Annotated in this window: 28 protein-coding genes; 16 read left to right on the forward strand and 12 right to left on the reverse strand. The window is 73.9% G+C overall.

Annotated features, from left to right (window positions below):
* The first annotated feature begins 62 nt into the window (after window positions 1-62).
* Both RM445_RS17340 and hisG read left to right on the forward strand, forming a co-directional pair.
* Window positions 63-326: a phosphoribosyl-ATP diphosphatase gene (locus tag RM445_RS17340; RefSeq protein ID WP_311557768.1), complete on the forward strand. Its 264-nt coding sequence runs from the start codon at window positions 63-65 to the stop codon at window positions 324-326.
* 60 nt (window positions 327-386) lie between these two features.
* Window positions 387-1,283 (forward strand): ATP phosphoribosyltransferase, encoded by an 897-nt coding sequence (gene hisG / locus RM445_RS17345; protein ID WP_311557541.1) that lies wholly within the window; start codon window positions 387-389, stop codon window positions 1,281-1,283.
* Between the two features lie 3 nt (window positions 1,284-1,286).
* Here the strand turns inward: hisG and RM445_RS17350 are convergent, their stop codons facing one another.
* On the reverse strand, window positions 1,287-2,183 hold the full coding sequence (locus RM445_RS17350) for a RecB family exonuclease (protein ID WP_311557769.1): 897 nt from the start codon (window positions 2,181-2,183) through the stop codon (window positions 1,287-1,289).
* A gap of 175 nt (window positions 2,184-2,358) precedes the next feature.
* Between RM445_RS17350 and RM445_RS17355 the strand changes: the two genes are divergently transcribed.
* The 3 genes from RM445_RS17355 to arc all read left to right on the forward strand — a co-directional run bounded on the left by RM445_RS17355 (window position 2,359) and on the right by arc (window position 5,937).
* Window positions 2,359-2,973 (forward strand): nuclear transport factor 2 family protein, encoded by a 615-nt coding sequence (locus tag RM445_RS17355; RefSeq protein WP_311557543.1) that lies wholly within the window; start codon window positions 2,359-2,361, stop codon window positions 2,971-2,973.
* A 141-nt stretch (window positions 2,974-3,114) separates the two neighbouring features.
* A complete protein-coding gene (locus tag RM445_RS17360) occupies window positions 3,115-3,951 on the forward strand; it encodes a tRNA (adenine-N1)-methyltransferase (protein ID WP_311557770.1) in 837 nt (278 codons plus the stop codon).
* Window positions 3,952-4,113: 162 nt separating this feature from the next.
* Complete coding sequence (gene arc / locus RM445_RS17365) at window positions 4,114-5,937, forward strand: proteasome ATPase (RefSeq protein ID WP_311557545.1); 1,824 nt, start codon at window positions 4,114-4,116, stop codon at window positions 5,935-5,937.
* A gap of 149 nt (window positions 5,938-6,086) precedes the next feature.
* On the opposite strand, the gene RM445_RS17370 is transcribed toward arc, so the two are convergent.
* From RM445_RS17370 to RM445_RS17380, 3 genes are read right to left on the reverse strand one after another with little or no spacing between them, the layout of a single operon-like run.
* Window positions 6,087-7,430 carry an FAD-binding oxidoreductase gene (locus tag RM445_RS17370; RefSeq protein WP_311557546.1) on the reverse strand — a complete coding sequence of 448 codons (1,344 nt, stop codon included), beginning with the start codon at window positions 7,428-7,430 and terminating at the stop codon, window positions 6,087-6,089.
* A 9-nt stretch (window positions 7,431-7,439) separates the two neighbouring features.
* Window positions 7,440-8,264 (reverse strand): alpha/beta fold hydrolase, encoded by an 825-nt coding sequence (locus RM445_RS17375; protein ID WP_311557547.1) that lies wholly within the window; start codon window positions 8,262-8,264, stop codon window positions 7,440-7,442.
* Window positions 8,261-9,052, reverse strand: coding sequence for an LLM class flavin-dependent oxidoreductase (locus tag RM445_RS17380; protein ID WP_311557549.1), 792 nt, complete (start codon window positions 9,050-9,052; stop codon window positions 8,261-8,263). The genes RM445_RS17375 and RM445_RS17380 overlap by 4 nt, the downstream gene beginning before the upstream one ends.
* A gap of 57 nt (window positions 9,053-9,109) precedes the next feature.
* Between RM445_RS17380 and pdxR the strand changes: the two genes are divergently transcribed.
* Window positions 9,110-10,483 carry a MocR-like pyridoxine biosynthesis transcription factor PdxR gene (gene pdxR, locus RM445_RS17385; protein WP_311557550.1) on the forward strand — a complete coding sequence of 458 codons (1,374 nt, stop codon included), beginning with the start codon at window positions 9,110-9,112 and terminating at the stop codon, window positions 10,481-10,483.
* A gap of 23 nt (window positions 10,484-10,506) precedes the next feature.
* On the opposite strand, the gene RM445_RS17390 is transcribed toward pdxR, so the two are convergent.
* Both RM445_RS17390 and RM445_RS17395 read right to left on the reverse strand, forming a co-directional pair.
* The gene (locus RM445_RS17390; RefSeq protein ID WP_311557551.1) at window positions 10,507-11,457 is read right to left on the reverse strand and encodes a GlxA family transcriptional regulator; all 951 of its coding nucleotides are present in this window, start codon (window positions 11,455-11,457) and stop codon (window positions 10,507-10,509) included.
* 7 nt (window positions 11,458-11,464) lie between these two features.
* The gene (locus tag RM445_RS17395) at window positions 11,465-12,034 is read right to left on the reverse strand and encodes a cysteine hydrolase family protein (RefSeq protein WP_311557553.1); all 570 of its coding nucleotides are present in this window, start codon (window positions 12,032-12,034) and stop codon (window positions 11,465-11,467) included.
* Window positions 12,035-12,137: 103 nt separating this feature from the next.
* Here RM445_RS17395 and RM445_RS17400 point away from each other — a divergent pair, with 103 nt between their 5' ends.
* Both RM445_RS17400 and RM445_RS17405 read left to right on the forward strand, forming a co-directional pair.
* Window positions 12,138-12,542 carry a YchJ family protein gene (locus RM445_RS17400; protein ID WP_311557555.1) on the forward strand — a complete coding sequence of 135 codons (405 nt, stop codon included), beginning with the start codon at window positions 12,138-12,140 and terminating at the stop codon, window positions 12,540-12,542.
* A 9-nt stretch (window positions 12,543-12,551) separates the two neighbouring features.
* Window positions 12,552-12,971 (forward strand): VOC family protein, encoded by a 420-nt coding sequence (locus RM445_RS17405; RefSeq protein ID WP_311557557.1) that lies wholly within the window; start codon window positions 12,552-12,554, stop codon window positions 12,969-12,971.
* A 4-nt stretch (window positions 12,972-12,975) separates the two neighbouring features.
* Here RM445_RS17405 and RM445_RS17410 read toward each other — a convergent pair whose 3' ends face one another.
* Window positions 12,976-13,680 carry a helix-turn-helix domain-containing protein gene (locus RM445_RS17410; protein WP_311557559.1) on the reverse strand — a complete coding sequence of 235 codons (705 nt, stop codon included), beginning with the start codon at window positions 13,678-13,680 and terminating at the stop codon, window positions 12,976-12,978.
* Between the two features lie 120 nt (window positions 13,681-13,800).
* Window positions 13,801-14,364, reverse strand: coding sequence for a YceI family protein (locus RM445_RS17415; protein WP_311557560.1), 564 nt, complete (start codon window positions 14,362-14,364; stop codon window positions 13,801-13,803).
* A gap of 92 nt (window positions 14,365-14,456) precedes the next feature.
* Between RM445_RS17415 and RM445_RS17420 the strand changes: the two genes are divergently transcribed.
* The gene (locus RM445_RS17420) at window positions 14,457-14,948 is read left to right on the forward strand and encodes a MarR family winged helix-turn-helix transcriptional regulator (RefSeq protein ID WP_397469340.1); all 492 of its coding nucleotides are present in this window, start codon (window positions 14,457-14,459) and stop codon (window positions 14,946-14,948) included.
* Here the strand turns inward: RM445_RS17420 and RM445_RS17425 are convergent, their stop codons facing one another.
* Window positions 14,949-15,485, reverse strand: a complete 537-nt coding sequence (locus RM445_RS17425; RefSeq protein WP_311557563.1) for an NUDIX hydrolase — start codon at window positions 15,483-15,485, stop codon at window positions 14,949-14,951.
* Window positions 15,486-15,605: 120 nt separating this feature from the next.
* On the opposite strand from RM445_RS17425, the gene dop reads away from it, so the two are divergent.
* From dop to prcA, 4 genes are all read left to right on the forward strand, one after another.
* Entirely contained in the window at window positions 15,606-17,105 is a 1,500-nt protein-coding gene (gene dop / locus RM445_RS17430; RefSeq protein ID WP_311557771.1) for a depupylase/deamidase Dop, read from the forward strand.
* Between the two features lie 183 nt (window positions 17,106-17,288).
* Window positions 17,289-17,486 (forward strand): ubiquitin-like protein Pup, encoded by a 198-nt coding sequence (locus tag RM445_RS17435; RefSeq protein ID WP_311557564.1) that lies wholly within the window; start codon window positions 17,289-17,291, stop codon window positions 17,484-17,486.
* A 93-nt stretch (window positions 17,487-17,579) separates the two neighbouring features.
* A complete protein-coding gene (gene prcB, locus RM445_RS17440) occupies window positions 17,580-18,455 on the forward strand; it encodes a proteasome subunit beta (RefSeq protein ID WP_311557566.1) in 876 nt (291 codons plus the stop codon).
* A gap of 46 nt (window positions 18,456-18,501) precedes the next feature.
* Window positions 18,502-19,302, forward strand: coding sequence for a proteasome subunit alpha (prcA, locus tag RM445_RS17445; RefSeq protein ID WP_311557567.1), 801 nt, complete (start codon window positions 18,502-18,504; stop codon window positions 19,300-19,302).
* Between the two features lie 13 nt (window positions 19,303-19,315).
* Here prcA and RM445_RS17450 read toward each other — a convergent pair whose 3' ends face one another.
* Window positions 19,316-20,812, reverse strand: coding sequence for an amidohydrolase (locus RM445_RS17450; RefSeq protein ID WP_311557569.1), 1,497 nt, complete (start codon window positions 20,810-20,812; stop codon window positions 19,316-19,318).
* 69 nt (window positions 20,813-20,881) lie between these two features.
* Here RM445_RS17450 and RM445_RS17455 point away from each other — a divergent pair, with 69 nt between their 5' ends.
* Window positions 20,882-21,256, forward strand: coding sequence for a VOC family protein (locus RM445_RS17455; RefSeq protein ID WP_311557571.1), 375 nt, complete (start codon window positions 20,882-20,884; stop codon window positions 21,254-21,256).
* On the opposite strand, the gene RM445_RS17460 is transcribed toward RM445_RS17455, so the two are convergent.
* Both RM445_RS17460 and RM445_RS17465 read right to left on the reverse strand, forming a co-directional pair.
* Window positions 21,257-21,616 (reverse strand): hypothetical protein, encoded by a 360-nt coding sequence (locus RM445_RS17460; RefSeq protein ID WP_311557572.1) that lies wholly within the window; start codon window positions 21,614-21,616, stop codon window positions 21,257-21,259. It abuts the gene before it with no gap.
* 229 nt (window positions 21,617-21,845) lie between these two features.
* On the reverse strand, window positions 21,846-22,307 hold the full coding sequence (locus tag RM445_RS17465; RefSeq protein ID WP_311557573.1) for a hypothetical protein: 462 nt from the start codon (window positions 22,305-22,307) through the stop codon (window positions 21,846-21,848).
* Window positions 22,308-22,409: 102 nt separating this feature from the next.
* Between RM445_RS17465 and RM445_RS17470 the strand changes: the two genes are divergently transcribed.
* Both RM445_RS17470 and RM445_RS17475 read left to right on the forward strand, forming a co-directional pair.
* On the forward strand, window positions 22,410-23,117 hold the full coding sequence (locus RM445_RS17470) for a response regulator transcription factor (protein WP_311557574.1): 708 nt from the start codon (window positions 22,410-22,412) through the stop codon (window positions 23,115-23,117).
* Between the two features lie 3 nt (window positions 23,118-23,120).
* Window positions 23,121-24,401, forward strand: a complete 1,281-nt coding sequence (locus RM445_RS17475; protein ID WP_311557575.1) for a sensor histidine kinase — start codon at window positions 23,121-23,123, stop codon at window positions 24,399-24,401.
* Window positions 24,402-24,483 lie beyond the last annotated feature (82 nt).

The following is a 24,483-nucleotide window of genomic DNA, read 5'->3' on the forward strand; positions in this document are numbered from 1 at the left end:
ACGGACACTGTGAGCTACAGGTGGAAACCTTAAGAAAACGACCGACCCCGGGATGTGTGACCGTGAAGACGTTCGACGAGCTGTTCGCCGAGCTGACCGAGAAGGCGGCCACCCGGCCCGCAGGATCCGGAACGGTGGCCGCGCTCGACGCCGGGGTCCACGCACAGGGCAAGAAGCTCCTCGAGGAGGCCGGCGAGGTCTGGATGGCCGCCGAGCACGAGCCGGACGACGCCCTCGCCGAGGAGATCTCGCAGCTGCTCTACCGCGCCCAGGTCATCATGATCGGGCGTGGTCTGCACCTGGCCGACGTCTACAAGTACCTCTGACAACTCCCTCCGATCCGGGCACCGTCGCTCGATCCGCTGGACCGCAACACAGGAGAACCGATGCTCCGCGTCGCACTTCCCAACAAGGGAACCCTCGCCGAACCCGCCGCGACGATGATGCGTGAGGCCGGCTACCGGCAACGCTCCGACTCGCGTGACCTGAGCATCGCGGACGAGGAGAACGACATCGAGTTCTTCTACCTGCGGCCCAAGGACATCTCGACCTACGTCGGCTCCGGCGACCTGCACCTCGGGGTGACCGGCGCGGACCTCAAGGAGGAATCGGGCAGCCAGGTGCAGAGCCTCCTGGAGCTCGGCTTCGGGGCCTCCAAGTTCCGCTACGCGGCGCTGGACGAGGGGCAGATCAAGGCGATCGAAGACCTCGAGGGCAAGCGGATCGCGACGTCGTACCCGCGCCTGGTGCGGGCGCACCTGGCCCGGTCCCGGATTCGGGCCGAGATCGTGAAGCTCGACGGTGCGGTGGAGATCTCGGTGCACCTGGGCCTGGCCGACGCTGTCGCGGACGTCGTGTCGTCCGGCCGCACGCTGCGCCAGCACGGGCTCGTGGTGATCGGCGAGGCGATCGCCGAGAGCCAGGCCACGCTGATCGAGCGCGAACCGCGCCCGGACCGGGAGCAGAGCGCCGAGGTCGGCGCGATGAAGCGGGTGTTCACCGAGCGGCTGCGCGGCGTGGTGCTGGCCCGTCAGTACCTGATGATGGAGTACGACTGCCCGAAGTCGGTCAAGGACGCGGCCGTGAAGATCACCCCCGGTCTCCAGGCGCCGACGATCTCGCCGCTGGACGACGACGCCTGGGTGGCCGTGCGGTCGATGGTCAAGCGGAACAAGGCGAACAAGGTGATGGACCAGCTCGCCGCCCTGGGCGCCAAGGCGATCCTCACCACGGACATCCGCTCGTGCCGCGCACTCAAGACGAACGGCAACGGCCAGGCCTGACCGTCACTCGGGCCCGGGCGACGACGCGCCGGCGGGCCAGCCCGGGTAAGGCGGGGGAGTGCCGTCCCACGCCGGGCACAGCTGCTTGTAACCGCACCACGCACACGACCGCCCCGGGTTCGGCCGGAAGTCGCCGGTCGCTCCCGCGGTGAGGATCGCGGCCCAGATCGCGTCCAGAGTGCGGGCGAACCGGCGCAGCTCGCCCTCGTCCGGGGTGTAGCGCAGCTCCTCGGGGCCGGTCAGGTACATCAGCCGCAGCTCGGTGGGCATCACCCCGCGCAGACACAGCAGCGCGAGCGCGTAGAACTTCATCTGGAACAGCGCCCGCGCCTCGGCGACCGGGCGGGGTGCGCTGCCGGTCTTGTAGTCGATCACCCGCAGCGCGGTGCCGTCCGCGCCCGTGCCGTCGACCCGATCGATGTAGCCGCGCAGCAGCAACCCCGACTCGAGCTCGACCTCGACGTGCAGCTCCCGGGCCTCCGGTTCGAGCAGGCGCGGGTCTTCGAGCGCGAAGTACGCGTCGATCATCGGGGTGGCGCCCGCGAGCCAGCCGTCGACGTCGACGGCTGCGGTCGCCTCGTCGCCCGACAGCGCGCCCGGCAGCCGGGGGTCGTCGGTGCACAGCTGCTGCCACGCCGGGGCCACAAGCGCCTGCGCCGCCTCCGGAGTGCGCTCCTGCGCGGGCAGCAGGAAGAGCCGCTCCAGCACCGCGTGCACCAGGGTTCCGCGGGCCTGCGCGGGAGTGGGCACCTCGGGCAGCCGGTCGATCGCGCGGAACCGGTAGAGCAGCGGGCACTGCTTGAAGTCGTTCGCCCGCGACGGCGAGAGCGCAGGGCGCCGGGGGGCCTCCGGCTCCCCGGCCGCCGGGACCGGGACGTCAGGCGCTCCAAGCCCGGGGATGCACTCCGTCTGCGCCACGGTGATCACGGTAGGCCAGGGGTACGACAGTTTCCGTGACGGTCCGCCCCGTCCCCGACTCCGCGCGCCGTTCCGGGCCGCGCAACGGCTGTAACAGGCGCGGACGCCCGCGAGCCGCGCGACGTGGTTCGGCTGACGCGGCGCTACGGTGACCGCGATGAACCGCCTCCGCCCGGCCGGCAGCGTCGCCCGCACCGGTGTCGCCGCCGCTCTCGCGGCCGCCGGCCTCGCGTTGAGCGGTTGCGGGCCGACGACGACGCCGCCCGCACCCGCGCCGAGCCTCGCGGCCACCCCGAGCGCCGCCGCGGCGACGCCCTCCTCATCGGTGGCCCCGTCGACCCCGGTCTCGCGGGCGCCCGTCGCGCCGGTCACCGCGCCGGCCCCCGGCAACGGGAGCACGGCGGATCGCGCCGCCGCCGAGACCGTGTTCCGCACCTACCTGCGCGCCGTCGCGGACGGCGACTTCGCCACGGCCTGCACGCTCAACGCCCCCGAGACCAACCAGCGCCTCCTCGACGAGCTCGCCCGCCGGGGCACCCCGGCGACCTCCTGCGAAGACGCGATCGCGGCCCTCTACGCCGGGTCCGGAGTCGCCCAGGGCGCGGCGTCGATCGCCGACACCCTGTCGGTCGAGCGGGTCGACGTCGACGGCGACGCCGCGACGGTCGCGTGGTCGGTGGAGGTGGCGGGCAAGCGACCGGTGGTCACCAACGCCCTGCGCCGCATCGACGGGCAGTGGCGCCTGCTGCCCACCCCCGATCCCGCAGGCTGATCCGGGGACCGGTGCGGGGGCGCCGGTCCGCGTCCGGCTAGCGTTGCCCGCGTGTCCGAACTGCTCGACCTGCCGCTCGGCGGCCCGGCCCCCGAGGCGACGACCGGTGCGCCGGCGGACGAGGCTGAGGCGGGCCCGGACCTGCCCGCCCGCGGCGGCCCCTTCCGCGCCGGCGACCGCGTGCAGCTCACCGACCCCAAAGGCCGCCACTACACCCTGACCCTCCAGGCAGGCGGGCAGTACCACACCCATCGCGGCGGGCTGGCCCACGACGACCTCATCGGCAAGCCCGAGGGCAGCCTCGTGGTGTCCCCGGTCGGCACCCCCTACCTCGCGCTGCGCCCGCTGCTGGCCGACTACGTGCTGTCGATGCCGCGCGGGGCCCAGGTCATCTACCCGAAGGACGCCGCCCAGATCCTCATGTGGGGCGACGTGTTCCCCGGCGCCCGCGTGCTCGAGGCCGGGGCCGGGTCCGGGGCGCTGACCTGCTCGTTGCTGCAGGCTGTCGGGCCATCCGGATCGGTGATCTCCTACGAGATCCGCGACGACCACCTGCAGCACGCTCGGCGCAACGTCGAGACGTTCTACGGCGAGATTCCCCCGAACTGGGTCCTCCGCCCGGGTGATCTCAACATCCACGACGGCGCCGCCGAGCCCGTCGACAGGGTGGTGCTGGACATGCTCGCGCCGTGGGAGTGCCTCGACACGGTGCGGGCGACGCTCGTGCCCGGCGGCGTCCTGGTCGGTTACGTAGCGACCACCACCCAGCTCTCCCGGCTGACCGAGGCGCTGCGCGAGCAGCAGTGCTGGACCGAGCCCCAGGCCTGGGAGTCGCTGGTCCGGCCCTGGCACGTGGTGGGGCTGGCGGTCCGGCCCGAGCACCGCATGATCGGTCACACAGCGTTCCTGGTCACGGCCCGTAGGCTCGCCGACGGGGTCGTCCCACCCCGTCAACAGCGCCGACCGACCGGGCGCTGACGCCGTTCGGAGCAGTGCGCCGACCGGTGATCGTCACACGGACAAGTCGACGACGCCGCGTCAAGGTGCCGTCCGGCTGAGTGATGGATCACCGGTTCGCCGCAGGGTGAGAAGCCTCTTTCGCAGGTACCGTATGGAAACGGAACACGGAGGGAGGATGCCGTGAACCACTACGATGGTCCCGGCAGACATGGCCCGGGCGACTCGCACGGTCATGACGAGCTCAGTCCCGCTGAAGCCGCCGCCCAGATCCGCTTCCTCGAAGAAGAGGTCGCGCTCCTACGGCGCAAGATCACCGAATCCCCGCGGCACGTCCGCATCCTCGAGCAGCGGCTCGCCGAGTCGGCAGGGCGCCTCGCCCAGTTGTCGGCCCGCAACGAGAAGCTCACCGAGACCCTCAAGGAAGCCCGGGCGCAGCTCATCGCGCTCCGCGAAGAGGTCGACCGCCTGGCACAGCCGCCCAGCGGGTACGGCGTCTTCCTGACCCGGTTCCCCGACGAGACCGTCGACGTGTTCACCTCCGGCCGCCGTATGCGGGTCGCGGTGTCCCCGGCGGTCGAGAGCGAGGGCCTGCAGTCCGGCCAGACCGTCCGCCTCAACGAGGCGCTGACCGTCGTCGAAGCCGGCGACTTCGAGCGCATCGGCGAGGTCTGCGGCCTGCGCGAGGTGCTCTCCGACCCGACCACGGACGGCCTGGCCGGCCGTGCGCTCGTGGTCGGGCACGCCGACGAGGAGCGGGTCGTGTGGCTCGCCTCGCCGCTGACCCTCCCGAACGACCACCCCGACTTCGTCCCGCTCAAGCCGGGCGACTCGCTGCTGGTCGACACGAAGGCCGGCTACGCCTACGAGCGCGTGCCGAAGGCCGAGGTCGAGGACCTCGTGCTGGAGGAGGTGCCGGACGTCGCATACGAGGACATCGGCGGCCTGTTCCGGCAGATCGAGCAGATCCGCGACGCGGTGGAGCTGCCGTTCCTGCACGCGGACCTGTTCCGCGAGTACGAGCTGCGCCCGCCCAAGGGCGTTCTGCTCTACGGCCCGCCCGGCTGCGGCAAGACGCTCATCGCGAAGGCGGTGGCGAACTCGCTGGCCAAGAAGGTCGCGGCCGCGCGCGGCGACGACCCGAACGAGGCCAAGTCCTTCTTCCTCAACATCAAGGGCCCGGAGCTGCTCAACAAGTTCGTCGGCGAGACCGAGCGGCACATCCGGCTGATCTTCCAGCGGGCGCGGGAGAAGGCCTCGGCCGGCACCCCGGTGATCGTGTTCTTCGACGAGATGGACTCGATCTTCCGGACCCGCGGGTCCGGCGTGTCCAGCGACGTCGAGACGACGATCGTGCCCCAGCTGCTCTCGGAGATCGACGGTGTCGAGGGCCTGGAGAACGTCATCGTCATCGGCGCCTCCAACCGCGAAGACATGATCGACCCCGCGATCCTGCGGCCCGGCCGCCTGGACGTGAAGATCAAGATCGAGCGGCCGGACGCCGAGGCGGCGCAGGACATCTTCTCCAAGTACCTCACCGACACCCTGCCGATCAGTGTCGACGACCTCGCGGAGTTCGCGGGCGACCGTCGGTCGTGCGTGAACGCGATGATCCAGCGCGTGGTCGAGCGGATGTACGACGAGACCGAGGACAACCGGTTCCTGGAGGTCACCTACGCCAACGGTGACAAGGAGACCCTGTACTTCAAGGACTTCAACTCCGGGGCGATGATCCAGAACATCGTGGACCGGTCGAAGAAGGCGGCGATCAAGTCGGTGCTCGAGACCGGCCAGCCCGGTCTGCGGGTGCAGCACCTGCTCGACGCCATCGTCGACGAGTTCGCCGAGAACGAAGACCTGCCCAACACCACGAACCCGGACGACTGGGCGCGGATCTCGGGCAAGAAGGGCGAGCGGATCGTCTACATCCGCACGCTCGTTACGGGCAAGAACGCCGAGTCGGGGCGCGCGATCGACACGGCGAGCAACACCGGCCAGTACCTGTAATCAGGGCACGTCCCGCGGCCCGGTCCCTTCCGAGGGGCCGGGCCGCCGGCGTGTTGTCCTGGTGCGGCGGCGGGGGATGTAGCGAAAGCGGCTTTCGGTGCGTTGAGTGCACCCAACGCCGCTTTCGCTACATGGGGTCGGGCCGGGGATCAGTCGTCGGAGAGGTCGGCCGCGGTGCCGACCTGCGCGACCCGGAACATGTCCGCCGGGTCCCACCTCCGCTTGACGTCGCGCAGACGGGCCCGGTCACCCGGCGTGTAGGCCGAGTGCAGGTCGGACCGGCTCACGTGCGGGCCGGCGAGGAAGGCCGGGGTGACGGCGCCGATGCCCCAGGGTCCCAGCGCCTCGTGGAGGCGGGCCTGGGCGGCCGCGGCCGGTTCGCGGTCGGCCGGGGTGGCGAGTGCGCTGCCGGTGTAGAGCACGAACTCGCCGTCCCGCCGCCCGACCACGGCCCGGCCGTCGGCGCGGGCGAGTGCGCCGCCGAGGTGGCGCACCTCCACGAGGAACGTGTCGCTGTCGGCGTGCCCGAGCAGCACCGAAGCGCCGGCCGGGTCGAGCGGGCCGAGCAGGGAGTTGCGGGACTCGAACACGACCGGGCCGGACGGCTCGTCGTGGATGCTGCCCAGCGCGCCGACCGGTAGTTCGGCGACGGTGTCCCGGACCGGCCCGACGGCCCGCAGCGGGGCGAGCAGCGCCGTAGCCTCGGTGGGCGGGCCGACGTACGCGATGCGGACGTGGGCGATGCGCCGCCCGCGGACGGCCTCGGGGATGGCCGGGATGTCGGGCAGGCGCATGAGCAGCACCGAGGAGTTCATGGTCTCGGGCAGCCCGGCGGTCCACTCCAGCCAGCGGTGCACGGCGGGGGCGATCGCGTCGTCGACGAACCAGAGCCCGCCACCGACCACCGAAGTCAGTGGCAACGCCTCGGTGACCAGCGCCGTCACGACGCCGAAGCTGCCGCGACAGCCGAGCAGCGCCCAGAACAGGTCGGGCTCGGTGTCCGGAGTGACGGTCCGCGACGTGCCGTCCGCGGTGACCACGTCGAGGGCGCGCACCAGGTCCGCGGCGTAGCCGAACGTGCGGCCGAGCAGCGGGAGACCGCCGCCGAGGTGGTAGCCGACGACACCGACGTCGGGCGACGACCCGCCGACGGGTGCCAGGCCGTGGGGGACGAGCGCGGCCGTCAGGTCGCGCCCGCGGACTCCGGCCGCGACGCGGACGGTCCGCGTGGCCGGGTCGACCTTGACCTCCCGCATCCGACGGGTGCTCACCAGCACCCCGTCCGCCGGGACGCTGACACCGTGGCCGGTCGCCTGGACCCCGACCGCGAGACCGGCGTCGGCGGCGTACCGGACGGCGGCGACCACGTCGGGCGTGTCCCGAGCCCCGACGACGAGCCGGGGGTGGTGGGTGACGATCCGGTTGTAGCCGGCGGCGTCGGCGGCATGGTCGGCGTCGGACGGGGTGACGACGGGAAGCGTGCTCGTGTGCATGGCTGTTCCTCAGACGGTGTCGGGCGATGTGTGGGCGACGAGCGCATCGACGACGAGCCCGACGCGCTGCGGTGGGAGGTCGTGACCGGTGTCGGTGAGCACCAGCAGGGTCGCACCGGGTATCGCCTCGGCCAGGGCTTGCCCGTGCGGCAGCGGGTGGACGGGATCGACGTCGCCGTGCACGACGAGCGTGGGCACCGCGATGTCGGCCGGGCCGGTGCCCGCACGGGGGCCGTCCATCCGCATGGCGAAGTGGTTGGTCAGTGCCGCGTCGAGGCAGGCGGTCCTGGCCACGTCGGCGGCGGCCAGACGGCGGATCGCTGCGGCGTCGAAGAACGGTGAGCGGCCCGCGTAGGCGCGCATCAGCAGCACGATGTCGTCGACGGGGTCGTCCGCGGTCGGCCGGGACAGGAACTCGGGCGTCATCGGCGGCAGGTCGTCGGCGCCGGTGGTGGTGCTCACGAGGGTGAGGGTCGCGACGCTCCCGGGCTGGTCCAGCGCGGCGGTCATGGCGACCCCGCCGCCCATCGAGCGCCCGACCAGGTGCGCGTCGGGGATCGCCAGCGCGTCCAGCAGCCCGACGGCGTCGTCGGCGAGGTCGCGCAGCGAGTACGGCGGGCGGCCGGGCGGGTAGTGGGTCGAGCGCCCGGTGTCGCGGCTGTCGTAGCGGACGACATGGCGCCCACGGACGGCGAGCGCGGTGCAGAACTCCCGGGGCCACCACAGCATCGAGGCGCAGGCGCCGTGGATCAGCAGGACCGTGGGGTCGGACGGGGAGCCGAACGTCTCGACGCACAGGTCCACGTCGCCCACCCGCACGAGGCGCTCCGTCATGCCGGGCCGTCCCGCAGGACTCCGCGGACCTCGTCCACCGACACCGTCGCGGGGTCGAAGTCCGTCAGCCACCAGGTCGCGCCGGCTGCCGCGAACGCGGCGACGTCCGCGCCCGTCGGCAGTCCGACGACCAGGTCGTAGGGGCCGGTGGCGTCGCCGCGCAGCGCGGCGACCGCGGCGGCGACCGCAGCCAGTTCATCCGGGTGCTCCAGGTTGACCGGGAAGAAGCCGTCGCGGGTCGCGGCGCGGCGCAATGGCCGGGCGTGCCCCGGGAACCCGGCCGTCCACACCGGGATCCGGCGGGCCGGGCGGAAGGTCAGGCCGTCGAGCACGTAGTGCTCGCCGCGGTGCTGCACCGGCTCGCCCGACCAGGCCGCGTCGAGCACGGTCAGGTGCTCGTCGAGCATGGCGGCCCGCCGTCGGTCGTCGCACTCGTCGCCGGTGCCGGAGAACTCGCGGCCGAACCGGTCGCTGCCCAGCCCGACGCCGAGCACCAGCCGACCGCCGCTGAGCCGATCCAGCGTCACGGTCTCCCGCGCGACCTTGGCCGGCCGTCGGCGCGCCAGCGGCGTGACCATGGGGCCGAGCAGGAGCCGGTCGGTGACCGCGGCCGCCGCGGCGAGCGTGATCCACGGGTCGGCCACCTCGCGGACGGGCGGGCGCCAGTGCAGGTGGTCCCAGACGAAGAGGCCGTGCCAGCCCGCCTCCTCGGCCTCGGCGGCGAGCCGGACGACCACGGTGGGGTCGGCGAGCTCGTCGAACAGGGGCAGCCACAACGCGGAACGCATGGGCACGACGTTAGAAAGCCTCGGTGGATCCCGGGAGTGCCGGTTAGCGTGCAGAACATGGGTACCACTTCGCCCGACCTCTACCTCGCCGTCGACCGCGGCCGTGGGGTCCGCGCGCAGGTCGAGGCCGGTATCCGGGCGGCGGTGCGCGGCGGGCGCCTGGCCGCCGGGACACGCCTGCCGTCGACGCGGGCACTGGCCGCGGACCTCGGTGTCACCCGGCGGGTCGTCGTGGAGGCCTACGACCAGCTGGTGGCCGAGGGCTACCTGTCCGCCCGGCAGGGCGCGGGGACCGTGGTGAACGCGGTGCCCCGCGGGGCCGACGCGGCGCCGTCGGCGGACGCGGGCCGGCGGCTCGTCGTCGACTTCCGGCCGGGACACCCCGACCCCGCGCTGTTCCCCCGCGCGGCCTGGGCCCGGGCTAGCCGCGCGGCGTGCGCCGGTCTCGGGGCGGCCGAGCTGGACGGCGCCGACCGACGCGGGCTACCGGCGCTGCGCACGGCCCTCGCGGAGTACCTCGGGCGGGTCCGCGGTGTCGACGCGCACCCGGACCGGATCGTGGTCTGCTCGAGCTTCGGGCACGCCGTCGACCTGCTGGTCCGGGTGCTGCCGGGGTACCGGTTCGCCGTCGAGGAGCCGGGATACCCGGTGCCCCGCAACCGCCTGCTCCGCGACGGGCGCCGGGTCGACCTGGTCGCCGTCGACGGCGAGGGGTTGATCGTGGACGCGCTGCGCCGGACCACCGCGCGGGCCGTGGTGGTCACCCCGGCGCACCAGAGCCCGACGGGGGTCGCGATGAGCCCACCGCGCCGCAGCGCGCTCGTGGCGTGGGCCCGGGACGTCGACGGGTACGTCGTCGAGGACGACTTCGACGCCGAGTTCCGCTACGACCGGCGCCCGGTCGGGGCGCTGCAGGGCCTCGCCCCCGAGCGCGTCGTCTACTGCGGCACCACGGCGAAGACGCTGGCCAGCGGGCTGCGTCTCGGTTGGGCGGTCCTCCCGGCGGCGCTGGTCGACGAGGTGGTCGCTCTCCGCGCCGACACCGACGGCGCGACCTCGACGGTTCTGCAGGCCACGTTCGCGCAGCTGCTGCGGTCCGGCGACCTCGACCGGCACCTGCGCCGCAGCCGGCGGGTGTACCGGGCGCGGCGCGACGCGGTCGTCGCCGCCGTGCACCGGTGGCTGCCGCAGGCGACGGTCGGCGGCATCGCCGCCGGGTTGAACGTCGTGCTGACCCTTCCCGACGGCACCGACGAGCAGGCGGTGGTCGCGCGGGCGGCGGAGCGCGGGATCGGGGTGTATCCGCACAGGTGGTTCACCGCGGACCCCGGCTGCGCCCGGCCCGGGCTCGTGCTCGGCTACGGCACGGTGACCCCGGAGCAGGCCGGACAGGGAGTGCGCGTACTCGGCGAGGTCGTCGCCGCCCGGTAGGTCCCGATGCACCTGCTCTCGGATCACTCCGTGAGGTGCATCGACGTCGTGCGCAGCCGGCGCAGCACGCGGGCGTCGGCCATCCCGGCGGCACGGGCCGCGGCGTCCTGCGTCCACCCCTGCTCGCGCAGCCCGGCGGCCCGTTCGAGGCGCAGCTCCTGCTGGTACCCGAGCGGGGTCAGACCGGTCGCGGCCCGGAAACGCCGCGTCAGCGTCCGCGGGCTGACCTGCAGCAGCCCGGCCAGCTCGTCGAGCCGCAGTGGCTCGGCGAACCGCGCGTCGAGCACGTCCTGGGCGCGGTGCACGAGGTCGGCCAGGTGGTCGCGGTGCCGCAGCATCGCGCTGGCCTGCGGGTCCGATCCGTTGCGCCGGGCGGGGACGACGAGCGTCCGCGCGACCCGGGCGGCGACGGCCGGGCCGTGGTCGGCGGCCACCAGGTGCAGGGCCAGGTCGATGCCGCTGGCGATCCCCGCCGAGGTGGCCACCCGGCCGTCGACGACGAACAGGACGTCGCGCACCACCTGCACCGCCGGATGGCGCCGGGCGAGCTCGTCCTGCACGTCGTGGTGGGTGGTGGCCCGCCGCCCGTCGAGCAGACCCGTCGCGGCCAGCGCGAACGCCCCGGCACACACGCTCGCGACCCGCCCGCCCCGGTCGTGGTGGGCGCGCAGCGCCGCCTCCGCGGCGGCCGACAGAGGGCGCGCCGCCGACCGGCCGCCGACCCGCCACCCCGGCACGACCACGAGGTCGCGGGCCGACAGCGCGGGCCAGTCCGGCCGGACCGCGAGGGGCAGGCCCTGGTGGCTGACGACGCCCTCGGTGCCGTCGAGGCTCACGTAGGCGAGCCGGTACGCCCCGCCGACGTCCCCGCCGAGCACGTCGTCCGCGGTCGAGAACACCTGCGCCGGCCCGGCGAGGTCGAGCAGGTGTACGTCCTTCGGGACGGCGAACGCGACGGTGCGGGGGAGGGGCACGATCCGGTCAGGATGCCGCAACCGGGACGGGTCCGGCCAGCACCTCCTCCAGGTTCACGACCTCGGCGAAGCGCCCCTGCAGAGCGGCCGCCGTACGCTCCTGCACCTCGGCCGCGGTGAACCGGCCCCGGCCGTCGTGGCGCGGCAGCGGCTGGGTCGCGGTGGCGTCGAGGACGAACCGCACCCGGTAGCCGAGGTCGCTCGCGAGCCGGGCGGTGGTCTCGCAGCACTGCTCGGTGCGGATGCCGGTGACGACCACCTCGTCGACGCCGTGCGCGGTGAGCCACTGCGCGAGGTTCGTCGTGGTGAACGCGTTGTGGCTGGTCTTGGTGAGCACCGGCTCCTCGTCGCGGGGGGTGAGCCCGCGCAGGAGCCGGACGAACCCGCGGGCCGGGTCGAACACGGTGCCGGTGCCGGGCTCGGCGTGCAGCACCCAGACGACCGCGTCGCCGCGGGTGCGAGCGTGGTCGACGAGGCGGGCGATGCGGTCGGCGATGTCGGGGGCGGAGATCTCGGCCCAGTCGGGCCGCTGCCGGAAGGACTCCTGGACGTCGATGACGATAAGCGCGCTGGTCATGACACCCATGCTGACGGCCGCGGACTGTGCGGCGACAGGCCGGATCCGGGCCCGGGGCGGACCGATCCGGTCACCCTGGAGTACCGGCTGGGAGACTGGCGGGGTGCCGGAATCCTGTCCCTGCGGGCTGCCCTCGCCCTACGACCGGTGCTGCGGACGGTTCCACCGGGGTGAGGCGACCGCCCCGACCGCCGAGCTGCTGATGCGGTCGCGCTACGCCGCGTTCGTCGTCGGGGATGTCGGCTACCTGCGCGACACCTGGCACCCGGACACCCGGCCGCGACAGGTGACGCTCGACCCGGGGGACCGGTGGACGGGGCTCGAGGTGCTCGGCCGGACCGGCGGCGCGCTGTTCGACACCGTCGGCACCGTCGCGTTCCGCGCGCACCATCGCGACGGGGTCGTGGCGGAGGACAGCGCGTTCGAGCGCCGCGACGGCCGGTGGTTCTACGTCGGTCCGGCGCCCGTGTCCGATCCGTTCACGACACCCCGGCGGCGCCGGCCGTAGCGTCGCCGCATGATCACCGACGCGAAACCGGCCCTGGTGGGCATCGTCGTCGCCGACATGGAGCGCACGCTGGCGTTCTACCGGCTGCTGGGCCTGGACATCCCCGCTGAGGCCGACACGGAGCCGCACGTGGACGTCGCGCTCTCGAGCGGGATGCGCCTGGCGTTCGACACCGAGGCGACGATCGCGAGCTTCCACCCGTCGTGGAAACCCACCCCGGGCGCGGGCCGGGTGGGCCTGGCGTTCGCGCTGCCCGACCCGGCGGCCGTCGACGACGCGTACGCGCAGCTCACGGAGGCGGGACACCGGAGCGAGCTGGAGCCGTTCGACGCGTTCTGGGGGATGCGCTACGCGACGGTCCTCGACCCGGACGGCACCGGCGTCGACCTCTTCGCGCTGCTTCCCGGCGGCGAGGCCGCGGCCGGCTGAGCGGCTACCCGGGGCGTGACACCGTGATCCGGGTCGGGGAGACCCCCGCGAAGGCACGGACGTCGCGGGACAGGTGCGGCTGGTCGGCGTACCCGGCGCGGGCGGCGACCTCGGCCGGGGTCACTCCGGCCTGCAGGAGGGCGACGGCCCGGCGAAACCGCAGCACGCGGCGCAGCACGGACGGCCCGTAGCCGAACGCGGCGAGGCAGCGGCGGTGCAGTGTGCGGGTGGTCCACCCGAGGTCGTCCGCGGTCTCCGCCGCCGAGCCGCCCCGCGCCAGGCGTACGGCGGCGGCGCGGAGCCCGGGGTCGGGCGCGGCGCCGGGGAGCCGGGCCGCGAGCGCGGTCAGGACCTGCGGCGCGGGGGCGCCGGCGTCCATCGCCGCGACGCCCCGCCGGGCGAGCGCGGGGTGCAGCACGTCCAGCGGGACGCGGGCGTCGCGGAGCGCGTCGGCAGGCACGTCGAGGAGGGCGGGCAGCACGCCGGGGTGGAACCGCAGGCCGGTGGCCGCCCGTCCGGCGGTGCGCTCGTACGGATGCGGCGCGGTGTCGGGGCCCGCGACGAACAGGTCCGCCCCGGACCAGACGAGGTCCATGCAGCCGTCGGGCAGCACGTCGATCACCTCGGGCGCGTCCGGCGGCGTCGAGGTCCAGAGGCATTCGGCGAGCCCGCGCCAGCGCGCCGGGACGGGGTGCTCGCGGTAACCCACGATCGCCACGGTAGCGCTACGTCCGTAGGAGCCGGGCCGGAACGAGCGAACGCGGCGTCGGGTAAGTCAGACCTACCGAACGCCGCGTTCGCTCAGCGGGGCCTGCGCCCCGGGCGCGGGTCAGGACTGGCGCAGGACCGCCTCGATCTCGAGGGCGACCTGGACCTTCTCGCTCACGACGACGCCGCCGCCGTCGAGCGGCATGGAGATGTCGACGCCGAACTCGCTGCGGCTGATCGTGGTGGTGGCCGAGAAGCCGGCGCGCGTGCCGCCGTAGGCGTCCGGGCCGAAGCCGTTGACCTCGAGGAAGAAGGTGACGGGGCGGGTGACGCCCTTGATCGTCAGCTCGCCGTCGAGCGCGTAGTCGTCGCCGTCGGGGCGGATCGCCGTGCTGCGGAACGACCACGTCGGGTGGGTCTCGACCTCGAAGAAGTCGGCGGTGCGGATGTGGCCGTCGCGCTGGGCGTTGCCGGTGTCGACCGAGCCGGCGTCGACCGTGGCGGTCACCGTCGAGTCGCTGAACCGCGGCGCGGTGACGATCTCACCGCTGAACGTGCCCAACCGACCGCGTACCTTGCTCACCATCATGTGCCGCACGGTGAAGGAGACATCGGAGTGCACCGGGTCGATGTCCCAGGTGCCGACCACGCAGCCGGGGATCTGGGTGCTGGTCGGAGCAGTCATGACGACCTTCCTAAGTAGTTGAACTCTCAGCGATTGAGAGCGATACTATCTCTAACGCGTTGATGGCTCAACTATTTCCGGAGGGTTCGCCCGTGACCGCCGACACACAGTGGCTCGACGACGACGAGCAGCGGACCTGGCGTGCCTTCCTCACCGCACAGCGCCTGCTCTTCGACCGCCTGGAGCGCCAGCTCCAGCGCGATGCCGGTCTGCCGCACGCCTACTACGAGATCCTCGTGCGGCTGTCCGAGGCGCCGGACCGGACGCTGCGGATGAGCCAGCTCGCAGACTCGTCGCTGTCGTCACGCAGCCGGCTGTCCCACGCCGTCGCCCGCCTCGAGGCCTCGGGGTGGGTGCGTCGGCGCGCCTGCGCCGAGGACCGACGCGGGTCGTTCGCGGAGTTGACGCCCGAGGGCCTGGCCAAGCTGGAGGCCTCCGCACCCGGGCACGTCGAGGCCGTGCGCAGCGACCTGTTCGACGCCCTCGACCGCAACCACCAGCACGCGCTGCGCGAGATCAGCGAGGCGCTCGTGAACCACCTGTCCGACTCCCCGCCCTGGCCCGTCGACGGCGACGGCGAGTGATCACGGTCCGTCGGGCTCCTGCCCGGCGAACCAGTGCTCGACGAGCATCCGGCCGTCCGGCACGAACGGCCACGACGGGTCGGCCAGCCGCGCCCGCAGCTCCGGGATCGGCATCCACCAGCCGTCCGCGACCTCCTCGGGCTGGTGGCGGACCGGCCCGTCGTACCGGGCCTCGAACGCGAACAGGTGGCTGCGCAGCCCGCCCGCGCCCTCGTCGTAGGCCAGGGTGAACAGCGGAGTCAGCGGGACGCCGATCACGCCCAGCTCCTCGGCCAGCTCCCGGGCCGCGGTCCCCGCCGGGTCCTCGCCGGGCCCGATCACCCCGCCCGCCCAGCAGTCGTGCAGCCCGGGCATCACCAGCTTGGTCGCCGACCGCCGGTGCACGTAGACCCGCCGCCCGTCGCCGCTGCGCACCAGCACGCCGCCCACGCCGTGCCACAGCGACCGGGCGTAGACCTCGCCGCGCGGCGCGACGCCCACCACCGCACCCGCCTCGTCGTAGACGGCGACGGGCTCCGCCGCCGGATCGACCTCCATGGGCCCATCATGGCCACGTGACCCCACGTGCGGGCATTAGGCTCGCGGCATGACTGGCGCTAGCAGGACGGCCCACCCGCGTTCGATGAGGGCGGCCCGCCCGTGACGGCCCGGCGCATCATGGGCACGGAGGTCGAGTACGGGATCTCCGTCCCCGGCGACCCCACCGCGAACCCCGTGATCACCTCGACCCAGGTCGTGCTCGCCTACGCCGCGGCTGCGGACATCCCCCGCTCCCGCCGCGCCCGGTGGGACTACGAGGTGGAGTCGCCGCTGCGCGACGCCCGCGGCTTCGACCTCTCCGCACCGACCATGTCCTCGCCGAACGACTCCGAGCTCGACGACCTCGGCGCCGCCAATGTCATCCTCACCAACGGCGCCCGGCTCTACGTCGACCACGCCCACCCCGAGTTCTCCACGCCCGAGGTGCTCAGCCCGCGCGACATCGTGATCTGGGACAAGGCGGGGGAGCGGGTGATGGAGGAGGCCGCGATGCGTGCCGCCACCGTGCCCGGCGCCCCGCGGATGCAGCTGTACAAGAACAACGTCGACGGCAAGGGCGCCAGCTACGGCTCCCACGAGAACTACCTCATGGCCCGCCAGACCACGTTCCCGTCGATCGTGTCCGGGCTCACCCCGTTCTTCGTGTCCCGGCAGGTCGTCGTGGGTGCCGGCAGGGTCGGGCGGGGCGCGTCCGGCGACGAGGCCGGCTACCAGCTCTCCCAGCGCAGCGACTACATCGAGGTCGAGGTCGGCCTGGAGACCACGCTCAAGCGCGGCATCATCAACACCCGCGACGAGCCGCACGCCGACGCCGACAAGTACCGCCGCCTGCACGTGATCATCGGCGACGCGAACCTGTCGGAGTACTCGACGCTGCTCAAGGTCGGCACCACCGCCCTGGTCCTCGACATGATCGAGAAGGGTGTCCGGTTCGATGAGCTGCGGCTGTCCGAGCCCGTGCGCTCCGTGCACCGGATCAGCCACGACCCGTCGCTGAAGACGACCGTCGAGCTGACCGACGGCCGCAAGGTCACCGGGCTGGACCTGCAGCGGGCGTACTTCGAGAAGGCCGCCAAGCACGTCGAGAACACCATGGGCGCCGACGTCGACCCGGACACCGCCGAGGTCCTCGACCTGTGGGGAACCGTGCTCGACGACCTGGCCCGCGACCCGCTGAGCTGCGCGGACCGCCTCGACTGGCCGGCCAAGCTGCGGCTGCTGGAGGGCTACCGCGAGCGCGACGGGCTGACCTGGGACGCGCCGCGGCTGCAGCTGGTCGACCTGCAGTACACCGACGTGCGGATGGGCAAGGGCCTCTACAACCGGCTCGCGGCCCGCGGATCGATGAAGCGGCTGGTGGACGAAGACGCCGTCCGCGACGCCATGACCACCCCGCCGACCGACACCCGCGCGTACTTCCGCGGCCGCTGCCTCGAGCGCTACCCCACCCAGGTCGCGGCGGCGTCGTGGGACTCGGTGATCTTCGATCTGGGTCGCGAGTCGCTGGTGCGCATCCCGACGCTGGAGCCGATGCGCGGCACCCGGCGCCATGTCGGCGAGCTCATCGACGCCTCCCGCACCGCGGAGGAACTGGTGGAGGCGCTCACCCGAGGGTGACGGAGGCACGAGACCGTGGCGATGCACCTACCGGACGGTTGAGGGTTGTCCCACGGTCTCGTGCCTCCGGTTACGGCCCCGCGCTTTTCGTCGTCCTCCTCGGTAGGGTTCCGGTTACCGGATCTCGCCGGGCGCTCCGTCGGTCCGGGGCGTGCGGTGGGACAGGCCCGAGGAGGAGACCTCATGTCGCAGGAGCAGACCAAGCGTCAGGGCGGCGGTGGTGGGGACGACGAAGACGGCACGGGTGCCGAGGCGTCCGGCCAGGAGCGGCGGGAGAAGCTCGGCGAGGACGTCGACACGATCCTCGACGAGATCGACGACGTGCTCGAGGAGAACGCCGAAGACTTCGTCCGCGCCTACGTTCAGAAGGGCGGCGAGTAACCTCGCCTCCCGGTCCGTGTCCGGCCCCCGTGTGCACGGGGGCCGGACCGGGCCACGTTCATCCCATCCCCGCCGTCGTAGATCGTGAGGCACATGTCGTTCCCCGAGCCCCGGCTGCCGATCCACACCGCGCTCGGCACGGGCGTGCAGCCCGGCAGCACCTCGTTCACCGACTACCTCGCGGCCACCGCCCCGCACCTGCTCCCCGGCCGGATGCCGGAGGCGAGCCAGTTGCAGGGGCACACCGCGGCGCCGCGCACGCCCGGGCTGGACGTGCCGCACGGGACCACGATCGTCGCGCTGACCTTCGCCGACGGCGTGGTCATCGCCGGCGACCGGCGCGCCACGATGGGCAACATGATCGCCCAGCGCGACATCGAGAAGGTGTTCATCACCGACTCGTTCTCCGCGGTCGGCATCGCCGGCTCGGCGGGCATCGCGGTGGAGATGGTGCGGCTGTTCACCGTGCAGCTCGAGCACTACGAGAAGATCGAGGGCGTGCCGCTGTCGCTCGACGGCAAGGCGAACCAGCTGGCCGCGATGGTCCGCGGCAACCTCGGCGCCGCCATGCAGGGCTTCGTCGTCGTGCCGCTGTTCGCCGGCTACGACACCGACGCCACCGACCCGACGGCGGCCGGGCGGATCGTCACCTTCGACGCCACCGGCGGCCGCTACGAGGAGAAGCTGGGCTTCCACGCGGTCGGCTCCGGCTCGGTCTTCGCCCGGGGTGCGCTCAAGAAGCTGCACGACCCCGCCGCCGACCTGGGCGGCGCGATCCGCACGGCCGTCGAGTCGCTCTACGACGCCGCGGACGACGACTCCGCCACGGGCGGCCCGGACCTGATCCGCCACATCTACCCCGTGGTGGTGTCGATCACCGGCGACGGTGCGGTGCACCACCCGGACGCCGACATCGCCGAGGTCACCGCGGCCGTCGTGAACCACCGCACCACGCGCCCCGGCGGCTGACCGTGCCCCCGATGCCTTCCCTCCCCGCGCACCCTGGAGCCGCCTCGTGACGATGCCGTTCTACTCCTCCGTCGACCAGCTCCTGCGCGACCGCTCGGAGCTGGCCCGCAAGGGGATCGCCCGCGGCCGCAGCGTGGTGGTGCTCACCTACGCCGACGGCGTGCTGTTCGTGGCCGAGAACCACTCGCCGTCGCTACGCAAGGTCTCGGAGATCTACGACCGGATCGGGTTCGCGGCCGTCGGCCGGTACAACGAGTTCGAGTCGCTGCGCACGAACGGTGTGCGTCTCGCGGACGTCCGCGGCTACTCCTACGACCGGCGCGACGTCACCGGTCGCTGGCTGGCCAACGCCTACGCCCAGTTCCTGGGGCCCTCGTTCATCGAGCAGCAGAAGCCGTTCGAGGTCGAGCTGTGCGTCGCCGAGGTCGGCATCGAGGCGGCGGCGGACCAGCTCTACCGGATCACCTACGACGGCTCGATCACGGACGAGCCGCAGTTCGTGGTGATGGGCGGGCAGACCGACCCCATCAGCTCGAGCATGCGCAGCTCGTACCAGGAGGGCTCGGGGCTGGCCGACGCCCTGGCCGTCGCCGTGAAGGCGCTGCAGTCGGCCCCGGCGCCCGGACCGGCGAGCAACGGGCCGGCGGCGGCGCGGATCCTCGGGGTCAGCGCGCTGGAGGTCGCGGTCCTCGACCGTGCGCGGCTGCCGCGCCGGGCGTTCCGGCGGATCACCGGGGCGACGCTGCACGACCTGCTGCCCGCGGAGAACCGCGGCACCCCGGACGCCGACCAGGAGACGGGCGGCGACGACGCCCCGGCGGCGAGCGGCGCGGAGAGCACCTCGTAGCGCCCGGTGCGCGTCAGACGCCGACGCGGTGGGTCCAGCGGCCACCGAGCAGTGTGCCCGCCACCGGCATGGTGGACAGCGCTGCGGCGGGCACCGCGGCCGGGTCGAGGTCGGTCACGCACAGGTCGGCGCGCCGGCCTACCCGGACCGGGCCGTCGGGGCCCGTCGACGCGGCGAGCGCGACCGGCAGCGGGATCTCCTGCTCCGGGTGCCACGACGGCCGGTCGTCGCCGCTGCGGTGCACGGCGGCCGCGATCGTGATCCACGGGTCGAGCGGCGCGACGGGCGCGTCGGACCCGAGCACGATGTCCGCGCCGGCGTCCAGCAGGGTGCGGTAGGGGAAGGCGCGGCCGGTCCGTCCGGCCCAGAGCCGGTCCGCGACGTCGCGGTCGTCGAGCACGTGGGCGGGTTGCACGCTGGCCACCACGCCCAGCGCGGCGAACCGGGCCGGGTCGACGTCGCGCAACAGCTGGGCGTGCTCGATGCGCCGGCCCGTCGCCGGGAGCATGGTGAGCGCCGCGAAGGCGTCGAGCACGAGGGCGTTGGCCCGGTCGCCGATCGCGTGCACGGCCGCGTCGATCCCGTGCCCGGCGGCCCGCTGCAGCAGCGGCAGCAGCTCGTCCGGCGCCACCAGCAGCACCCCGCAGGCGTAGGCGCCGGTCAGCCCGGGGTAGGGGTCGTCGCAGCAGGCCGTGCGGGTGTTGAGCGAGCCGTCCGTGACGACCTTGAGCGGCCCCATCGTCAGCAGCCCGCCGGTCCCCGGCACGACGTCGCCGCTGCGCAGACCGCGGGCGACGGGCCCGTCCGCACCGTCGAGCGCCTCGGGCCACACCGACGCCACCACCCGCAGCGCGCCCGCGCCGTCGGCGATCCGGGCGGCCCACGCGTCGAGCTGCCACGGCGCCTCGTAGTCGACGATCCCGACCACCCCGCGTGCGGCCGCCGCCCGGCCGGTCTCTGCGGACCAGCGGTCGAGCAGCGCGGCCGGCACGGACCGGACGTCCGTCATGATCGACATCCAGTCGCGCTCACGGACCAGGCCGGTGGGGTGGTCCGCCATGCCGTAGCGGGCCGCGGCGGCCGAGTTCAGCCAGCAGCAGTGCAGGTCCGCGGCCACGAGCACGACCGGCACCTCGCCGGTGACCGGGTCGAGCAGGTCGCGGTGCGGCGCGTCGGGCCACAGGGCGTCGCGGAACCCGTGCCCGACGAGAGCGGTGCCCGGCTCCGGTGGGTCTGCCTGCAGCCGGGCGGCGACGAGCGCGGCCGCCTCGGCCGCAGAGCCGGCAGGCCCGAGGTCGAGACGGCGGCGGGCGAGGGTCCACTGGTCGAAGTGCACGTGCGCGTCCCACAAGCCGGGCAGCAGCACCCGCCCGTCGAGGTCGACGACCTGCGCACCCGCCGGCGCGGGCAGGCCGGACCCGATCCCGGCGACGACGCCGTCGGCGACGAGCACGTCGACCACGGAGCCGTCGAGCGTGGCGGAGCGCAGCAGGACCGCGGGGTCGGGCATCGATCTCCTCGGGAAGACGGGTGCGCGAGCCTCTTGACCTCGACCACGGTCGAGGTCGCATCGTGAGGCATGGCCCAGCTGAACCACACCATCGTCGCAAGTCCCGACCGGTGGGCCGGAGCGCGCTTCCTCACCGAGGTCCTCGGGTTGCCCGAACCCGTCGCCTACGGCCCGTTCGCGGTCGTGACCCTGGCGAACGGGGTGAGCCTGGACTTCATGCAGTCCGCCGAGGTCGTCCCGCAGCACTACGCGTTCCTCGTCGGCGACGACGAGTTCGGCGCGGTGTTGCAGCGGCTGCGCGAGCGCGGGCTGCCGACCTGGGCCGACCCCTGGCACGGCCAGGAGGGGGAGAACCGCAACGACGGCGGTCGGGGCCTCTACTTCGACTCGCCGGAGGGGCACAACCTCGAGATCATCACTCGGCCGTACGGGTCGGGGAGCTGATCAGCTCTCCGCCGGTCCGCGGAGCAGGGCGAGGATCTGCTGCTGGGTGTCCTCGATGCGGCCGAGGCGATCGCCCTGGTCACGCTGGTTATCTTCCATGCGATCGAGCCGGCCCTCGACCCGGACGAGGCCTTCGCCCTGATGACGCTGGTTGTCCTCCATGCGATCGAGCCGGCCTGTCTGCAGGTCGAGCGACTGCTGGATCTCCTCCAGCCGGTTGCCGTGGCGGCGCTGCACGCCCCAGACCGTGTCGAGCCGTTTGCTGGTGGAGATCAGGAGGCCGTAGACGTCGTCGACGTCGTGGCGCATCTGCCGGAACTCGCGGCTCTCGGGGCTCTCGGGGCTCTGAGGGGCGACCATGGACCGGACGGTACGGCGTCAGGCAGCCCGTCCGAGGGCGATTCATGAAATCGGGGACGATCGGTCGAGCCGGGTCGGCCGCCGGGGGAGGCGACGGCGTGTCGCCCGGCCTCTGCGTGCCGCCGCCGGACCTCAGCCATGATCGCCGCGAGCGTGACGCCGTGGTTCCCGCGCCCGCCGTGGCGCGACGCTCGCAACGATCACGGGGTCGCTCACCGCGCGCACCGGGTCAATCGTCGGTCTGGACGTCCGCGACGGGGCGGCCGTCCGCGCATCGCAGGTTCACCTCGAAGCGGGTGTCGCCGGACCGGAACCGGACCCGTGGCCCGCCGTCGTCGTCCTCGGTCTGGACACGGAACCCCTGTGCGGGTGTCGCCGACACCACCTCGGGGGCGCCACCGGTGCAGCGGGCCAGCACCGTGCCGCCGTCCGTGGCGATCACTTGCGGTGCCGTGCCGGATTCGCCGGGGACCGGATCGGTCGGCGGGACGGCTGCTGGCGTATCGACGGGTGCGGGTGCGGCCGACGCCAGCCGCGCGTCGACCTCGGCCGGGGTCAGCGGCTGCTGGCCGGGCCCGAGCAGGCCCGCGCCGATCGCCCCCACCGCCGTGAGACCGACGACCAGGGCCGCGCCGAGGGCCGCGGCCCACGCCGCGACGCCGGCCACCAGACGGGTGCGTGCGCTCGCCACCGCACCAGGATGCCGCGCCGACCGTGTGGCGCGGCTCAACACCGCCCTAACGGGACGCTAAGGCGCCACGTGGGCGCGGCGGCGTGCCCTATCGTCCGCGGCGTGGCCCAGGTCCTGGTCGTCGAGGACGACCCGACGATCCGCATCGCGCTCGTGCGCGGGTTGACCGAGCGCGGCCACGCCGTCGCGTCCGCGCCGACCGGGCTGGCCGGCCTCGAGCACGCCGTCGGGCACCGTCCCGACGTCGTCGTCCTCGACCTCGGGCTGCCCGACGTCGACGGCACCGCCGTGCTGCGGATGCTGCGGGGGGTCAGCAGGGTCCCGGTGGTCGTCGCCACGGCCCGCGACGACGAGGCCGAGATCGTCGCCGTGCTCGACGCGGGCGCCGACGACTACGTGGTCAAACCGTTCAGCGCGGCCCAGCTCGACGCGCGCATCCGCGCCGTGCTGCGCCGCGCTGGCGGCGGGGACGACCCGCACGACACCGAGGTCGTGGTCGGCGCGCTGCGGATCGACCCGCGCAGCCGGCAGGCGAGCGTGGACGGCCGCCCGTTGGAGCTGACGCCGCGCGAGTTCGACCTGCTGCACTACCTCGCGGCGCGCCCCGGGCGGGTGGTGAGCAAGCGCGAGCTGCTGACCGAGGTGTGGCAGCTGCCGTACGGGGGCGCGGACAAGACCGTCGACGTGCACCTGTCGTGGCTGCGCCGCAAGCTCGGGGAGACCGCCCAGCAGGCGCGCTACCTGCACAGCGTGCGGGGCGTCGGGGTGCGGATCGCGGCGCCCGAGATCTCTGCGCCCGACGGGAACTGACCGGTGCGCCGACGTGTGCTGCTGCTCGTCGCCGCCACGACATCGCTCGTGCTGGTCGCCTTCCTCGTGCCGCTCGCGCTGCTGGTGCGGACGGTCGCGACCGAACGCGCGGTGCTCGCCGCGACCGCCGACGCCCAGGCCCTCACCGCGCTCGTCGCCGTCGCCGACCCCGCCTCGCTGGCCGTGGCGGTCGCCCAGGTCGACGCGACGTCGCCGAGCCAGGTCAGCGTCTTCACCGCCGACGGTGCCGTGCTCGGCGCCCCGGCACCCCGCACCCCGCTGGTGGAGCTCGCCGCGCGGGGGAGCAGCGCCTCCGGCGCCGTCGACGGCGGCCGCGAGATCGTCTTCGCCGTGCGCGACCCGGCCGGGCGCACCGGGGTGATCCGCACGTTCGTCACCGACGCGGCGCTGACCGCGGGGGTCGGCCGGGCCTGGTTGCTGCTCGCCGGGCTCGGGGTCGTGCTCCTGGCGGTGGGTCTGCTCGTGGCCGACCGGCTCGCGCGCCGCCTGGTCCGGGCGACGATCGACGTGGCGGCCGTGTCGCACCGGCTGGCCCGCGGCGAACTCGACGCCCGCGCCGACCCCGCCGCGCCGGTCGAGGTGGGCGTGGTGGCCGGCGCGCTGAACACGCTGGCCGGGCGGATCAGCGAGTTGCTGCGCGAGGAGCGGGAGACCGTCGCCGACCTCTCGCACCGCGTCCGCACCCCGCTCACCGCGCTCCGGCTGGACGCCGAGGCCTTACGGCAGCCGGAGGACGCGGCCCGGATCGGCGCGGGCGTCGACGCGGTGCAGCGCGCGGTCAGCTCCGTGATCGACGCCGCGCGCCGCCGCGCCACGGACACCGCCGAGTGCGACGCCGCCGTGGTCGTCGCCGAGCGGGTGGCGTTCTGGTCGGTGCTGGCCGAGGACACCGAGCGCGACGTGCGGACCGACCTCGCCACGGGCCCGCTGCCGGTGGCGGCCGGTCGGGCCGACCTCGAGGCGCTGGTCGACGCCCTGCTCGGGAACGTCTTCGCGCACACCCCGGACGGCAGCGCGTTCGCCGTGCGGCTCGGGCCGCGGCCGGGTGGCGGCGCACGGCTCCTGGTCGCCGACGCCGGGCCCGGACTGCCCGCCGGGGCCGACGTCCTGCGCCGCGGCGCGAGCGGCGGCGGCTCGACCGGCCTGGGCCTCGACATCGCCCGCCGCACGGCCGAGCAGGCCGGTGGCGGCCTGACGCTGGGTCGCTCGCCGGAGGGCGGGCTCGCGGTGACGGTCAACCTGGGCCCCGCCGCACGGCCTTAGCCGGGCGTTAGGGCCGCGGCAGCGCGGACGCAGCGTGGATCACGCCACGGTGGTTCCCGACGGACCGACCACCCGAAAGGAC

The organism is Pseudonocardia charpentierae (assembly GCF_031845345.1).
Lineage (GTDB): Bacteria > Actinomycetota > Actinomycetes > Mycobacteriales > Pseudonocardiaceae > Pseudonocardia > Pseudonocardia charpentierae.